The 4,179-nt window shown below is 68.1% G+C and carries 3 protein-coding genes and 3 pseudogenes; 2 read left to right on the plus strand and 4 right to left on the minus strand.

The window, feature by feature from the left end; genetic code table 11:
* The 4 genes and pseudogenes from K8V84_RS25865 to K8V84_RS13175 form a co-directional block, all read right to left on the minus strand.
* A pseudogene (locus K8V84_RS25865) lies at positions 1-233 on the minus strand (PhoH family protein); the annotation flags it as partial.
* A 327-nt stretch (positions 234-560) separates the two neighbouring features.
* Positions 561-1,325 (minus strand): annotated as a pseudogene (locus K8V84_RS25870) (phosphate starvation-inducible protein PhoH); the annotation flags it as partial.
* Positions 1,314-2,012 (minus strand): annotated as a pseudogene (locus K8V84_RS25875) (PhoH family protein); the annotation flags it as partial. The pseudogenes K8V84_RS25875 and K8V84_RS25870, both read right to left, overlap by 12 nt.
* A gap of 216 nt (positions 2,013-2,228) precedes the next feature.
* On the minus strand, positions 2,229-2,579 hold the full coding sequence (locus tag K8V84_RS13175) for a histidine triad nucleotide-binding protein (RefSeq protein WP_304074551.1): 351 nt from the start codon (positions 2,577-2,579) through the stop codon (positions 2,229-2,231).
* Positions 2,580-2,920: 341 nt separating this feature from the next.
* On the opposite strand from K8V84_RS13175, the gene K8V84_RS13180 reads away from it, so the two are divergent.
* Both K8V84_RS13180 and K8V84_RS13185 read left to right on the plus strand, forming a co-directional pair.
* Positions 2,921-3,451 carry a SigE family RNA polymerase sigma factor gene (locus K8V84_RS13180; protein WP_304074552.1) on the plus strand — a complete coding sequence of 177 codons (531 nt, stop codon included), beginning with the start codon at positions 2,921-2,923 and terminating at the stop codon, positions 3,449-3,451.
* On the plus strand, positions 3,448-4,164 hold the full coding sequence (locus K8V84_RS13185) for a hypothetical protein (protein WP_304074554.1): 717 nt from the start codon (positions 3,448-3,450) through the stop codon (positions 4,162-4,164). The genes K8V84_RS13180 and K8V84_RS13185 overlap by 4 nt, the downstream gene beginning before the upstream one ends.
* Positions 4,165-4,179: the final 15 nt, after the last annotated feature.

The following is a 4,179-nucleotide window of genomic DNA, read 5'->3' on the forward strand; positions in this document are numbered from 1 at the left end:
TGCCTGACGACGTCCTCACTGGTCAGCCGGCAGAAGGCGATGTCGTCGATATCACGCAGGATGTTCTCGATGGTGCGCAGTCCGCTGGTCTGCCCACCGGGAAGGTCCACCTGGGTGACGTCACCGGTGACCACGATCTTGGATCCGAAACCCAGTCGCGTCAGGAACATCTTCATCTGCTCCGGCGAGGTGTTCTGCGCCTCGTCCAAGATGATGAAGGAGTCGTTGAGGGTGTTGTGCGTGAGCAGGAAATCCTCGGTGACGTAGAGAGAGTCCTCCGCGGCCACCTGGATGCACACGCACTCCTCGCTCCCCACGGGTTCGATCGAGTCCACGAAGCGCATCGGGCGTCCACCACCGGTGGAGTCGTAGCGTTGCGCCTTACCGCGAAGCCGGAACGGAGCGATCCCCTCCGGCAGGCGCAGGTCGAGGACGTACGCGTCCTGACGGTGGAAGACCTCACGCTCCCTGGCCGGGCCCGGGCTCCGCACCTCGGCGGGACGCGTGCGCCCGTGGGCGACGCCGCCGAGGGAACGTACCAGGAAGGTCACCGCGTCGCGCAGCCGCACCGAAGCGGTCCCGTAGTGGACACGACAGGTACGGCCCTTTCGGCCCACCGGACCACCGTCGGCGTCCAGCAACCCCTGGAGCAGCGCCAGCCTGACCTCGGCCGAGTTGTACAGGTACATCTCGGGAACGAACCTGGTCGTCGAATTCGTGCCGCACAGACCCAGCTCACGCATGATGGCGGTGACCGGGTCGGCGATGGTGATCACGTCACCGGGTTCGCCCTCCCGGTCGGGTACGTGGTCGACCCCGCCCTCGTGGCGCATTCGAATCCCCGGAGACGCCGCTCCCGATGCTTCGGCCGGCTCCGGGTCCTTGGTGGCGAAGGAGGGCGTGGTGGTCTCCGTCGGAGAGTCGTCACCCAGTAGCCTTCCAAGCGCGTAGGGGTCCATGGGGACCTCGCGCTCGGGGAACGCCACCGGCTCACTGAGCAACGGAAGCTCGTATTCGCGGTAATGCGAGGCGCCCAGACCGCTCTCGGCGATCTCCTTGGCGGTGAGCACCCGTGCCGGTTCGCCCCGACGCGCGTCGTCCCTGGTCCGCACGGTCCACAGATGATCCTCGGAGCAGAGTGTCGAGGCGCCGTCCTGGGAGGAGAAACGGTAGGTCGCCTTCTCCCCTTGCGGGTACACCCCGAGCACCGGGGTCGGCTTCCCGTCGGACCCCACCACCAGGTCTCCGACCTCCAGCTCCCCGATCGGCCGGAAACCCTCCGGGGTCAGCACGTTGGTGTGCACCGGTTGGGCGCGGCCACGCATGTACGCCAGCGGGGCGACCTCGATGGTGCCGGCGGCCATCAGCTTGGGGATGGAATCCGGGTCGAGCATGTCGTGCAGGGCGTCGTAGAGCGGTCGCAGGTAGGGGTCGATCTTGTCGTAGAGGGTTCCGGGCAGGAAACCCAGGCGTTCACCGGCCTCGACCGCGGGGCGGGTGAGGATGATCCGGTTGACCTCCTTGTCCTGCAGGGCCTTGACCGCCTTGGCCATCGCCAGGTACGTCTTTCCGGTACCCGCCGGGCCGATGCCGAAGACCACGGTGCGCTGGTCGATGATGTCGACGTAGCGCTTCTGGTTCAGCGTCTTGGGGCGGATGGTCTTGCCCCGGTTGGACAGGATGTTGGTGGTGAGCACGTCCGCGGGGCGTTCGTTGCCCGGGGAGCCCAACATGTGGATCATGCGCTCGATGGTGTCCGGGGTGACGTGCGTGCCGCTCTTGGCGAGTTCGATGAGCTCTTCCACGAGGCGGACCACGACGGCCGTCTCCTCGGGGTCTCCCTTGATCGTGAACTCGTTGCCGCGGACGTGGATGTCACTGTCGAAGGCCCGCTCCAACGCTCGGAGCAGTTCGTCACCCGAGCCGAGCAGGCTGATCATCGTGTGTTCGTCCGGCACCACGACCTTGACCTGGCTGCCGGCGTCCGGGTGCGTGTGAGTTGACTCGGCCATGGTGTGGCCTTACGGCCGCTGTCCCTACCCTTCGATCACAGGCCCCTCGTCGGGGGCCGGGTCCCGGGCCAGGCACCGCGGTCGACGGCGCCGTTCCGGCTCACCACGGGGGTTCGGGACGCCCGAAGTGGCCGGTGGGGCCCTGCGTTCGAGTCTACCAAGGTGGATCCGGCGGACTCGATGGGTTTGTTCGTGCCCCACCGGCGCTCTCGGGAGCTAGCCGGGGGGCCAGTTGAGGCCACGACCACCCAGGACGTGCGCGTGGAGGTGGAAAACGGTCTGCCCGGCGCCCGCTCCGGTGTTGAAGACGAGCCGGTATCCGGTCTCGTCGACGCCCTCGGCCACGGCGACCTCGTGGGCGTCCCGGACCAGGGCGTCCAGCAGGCCGCTGTCGTGGGCCGCCGCGGAGGCGGCGTCGGGGTGGTGGTCGCGCGGGATCACCAGGACGTGGGTGGGAGCTTGGGGGTTGATGTCGCGGAAGGCCACCGTGCGCTCTCCCTGGCGGACGATCTCCGCCGGCACCTCCCCCTCGACGATCTTGCAGAAAAGGCAGTCGGGATCGGCCATCGCACACCTTCCATCATCGGTCCCACGCCGTGTGGCGGGGTCCTTACCTGGTTCGTCCGTGGACCATGATGCCGCAGTGGCCCGTGGGCCGCAGGGGACCCGAGGAAGAGATGAACCCTCAACCTTTCTGCGACCGTTCCGATTCCGGCTCCCCCCACGACAGTGGGATACGGCACGATAGGCTTGGCGTCCGTGCGCGTCGAAGTGTCCATTCCATCCGCTCTTCGGCCGGATCCGGCGCGTTCGGATTGGAACGCACGACTACCTGGAAAAGAAGAGGTATGCCCTTTCGTAAACCCCGCGACAAGGGTGTGCGTCGAACAGATGTGACGACAGAAACCATGGTTGCCGGGGCCACCACGGCGCCGCTCTCGGTCGAGTGGGACGCCGACCACGCCGTGACGGAGCTCTATCGGGAGCACTACCGTCCACTCGTTCGACTCGCCACCCTTCTCGTCCGGGACCACGCGACCGCCGAGGAGGTCGTCCAGGACGCCTTCGTGGCCATGCACGGAGCCTGGCGCCGCCTGCGGGACCCCAACAAGGCCCTCTCCTACCTGCGTCAGGCCGTGGTGAACAAGGCCAGGTCCGTCCTGCGTCACCGCGCCGTGGTCGAGAAGCACGCCCCCAAGGCCCTACCGGACGCCCCCAGCGCCGAACACGGTGCCATGAATCTGTTGGAACGCGAGGCCGTGATCCGCGCCCTGCGCAAACTTCCCACCCGCCAGAGAGAGGCCATCGTGCTCCGGTACTACGGTGACCTGTCCGAAGCACAGATCGCCGATGCCATGGGCATCAGCCGAGGCGCGGTCAAGAGCCACACCTCCCGTGGCGTTTCCGCGCTCCGCTCTGCACTGGAGCAGACCACATGAGCAGCCCCAACGATCCGAACGAGACGGAGTTCGAGGACCGACTCCGGCAGGCCCTGCGCGCAGAGGCGGACGAGTTCACACCGTCGGCCGAGGGCCTCAATCTGATCCGCGAGCGCACCGAACGTCGTCGTGGCGCGCTCTGGTTCGGTCTGCCCTGGCTTCGCCCCGTCGCCGCGGTGGCGGGAGCCGTGCTCATCGCCGCTTCGGTGATCATGTCGAGCCCTCAGATGCGCGACCAGGTGATGGAGATGGTGCCCGCAGGAGCGGGTCACGAGGACGCCCCGCCCGCCGCCGATGGCGACCAGGGTGGTGACGCGTCCGCTTCGTCCACCGCGAGCGACTCCGCGACCGGGACCAGCCATCCCACCGAGAAGCCCGAAGAGGGTTCCGAGGCCTCTCCGTCCCCCGAGACCGAGGAGGGCACGGAGGAGGAGGGCCTCGAGTCCACTTCCACCTGCACACCCCGGGACGAGGTCACGCCCACGGCGACCGAAACCGAGCAGGACGAGGAGGAGCGGGACGCGGCCTCGCCCGACCCCGACGAGTGCGACCCGGAGCGGGAGCCGACCGAGGAACCGACCGGGCCCGGCACGGACCCCGGCACCGACCCGGAGGAGGACCCCGAGGACGACGAGTCCCCCGGTGGCGGCACCCCCGGTAACGGGAACGGCGGCGGCAACGGTGTCGAGGACGAGCTTCCCAGCACCCAGTGACCCCGGTGTCATGAC

The organism is Nocardiopsis listeri (genome assembly GCF_020741345.1).
In the GTDB taxonomy this organism is placed as follows: domain Bacteria; phylum Actinomycetota; class Actinomycetes; order Streptosporangiales; family Streptosporangiaceae; genus Nocardiopsis; species Nocardiopsis listeri_A.

Coding starts and splice junctions, on each gene's coding strand:
- K8V84_RS13175 (WP_304074551.1), bottom strand. CDS start 2,579: ATGGCCGATCCCGACTGCCTTTTCTGCAAGATCGTCGAGGGGGAGGTG.
- K8V84_RS13180 (WP_304074552.1), top strand. CDS start 2,921: ATGGTTGCCGGGGCCACCACGGCGCCGCTCTCGGTCGAGTGGGACGCC.
- K8V84_RS13185 (WP_304074554.1), top strand. CDS start 3,448: ATGAGCAGCCCCAACGATCCGAACGAGACGGAGTTCGAGGACCGACTC.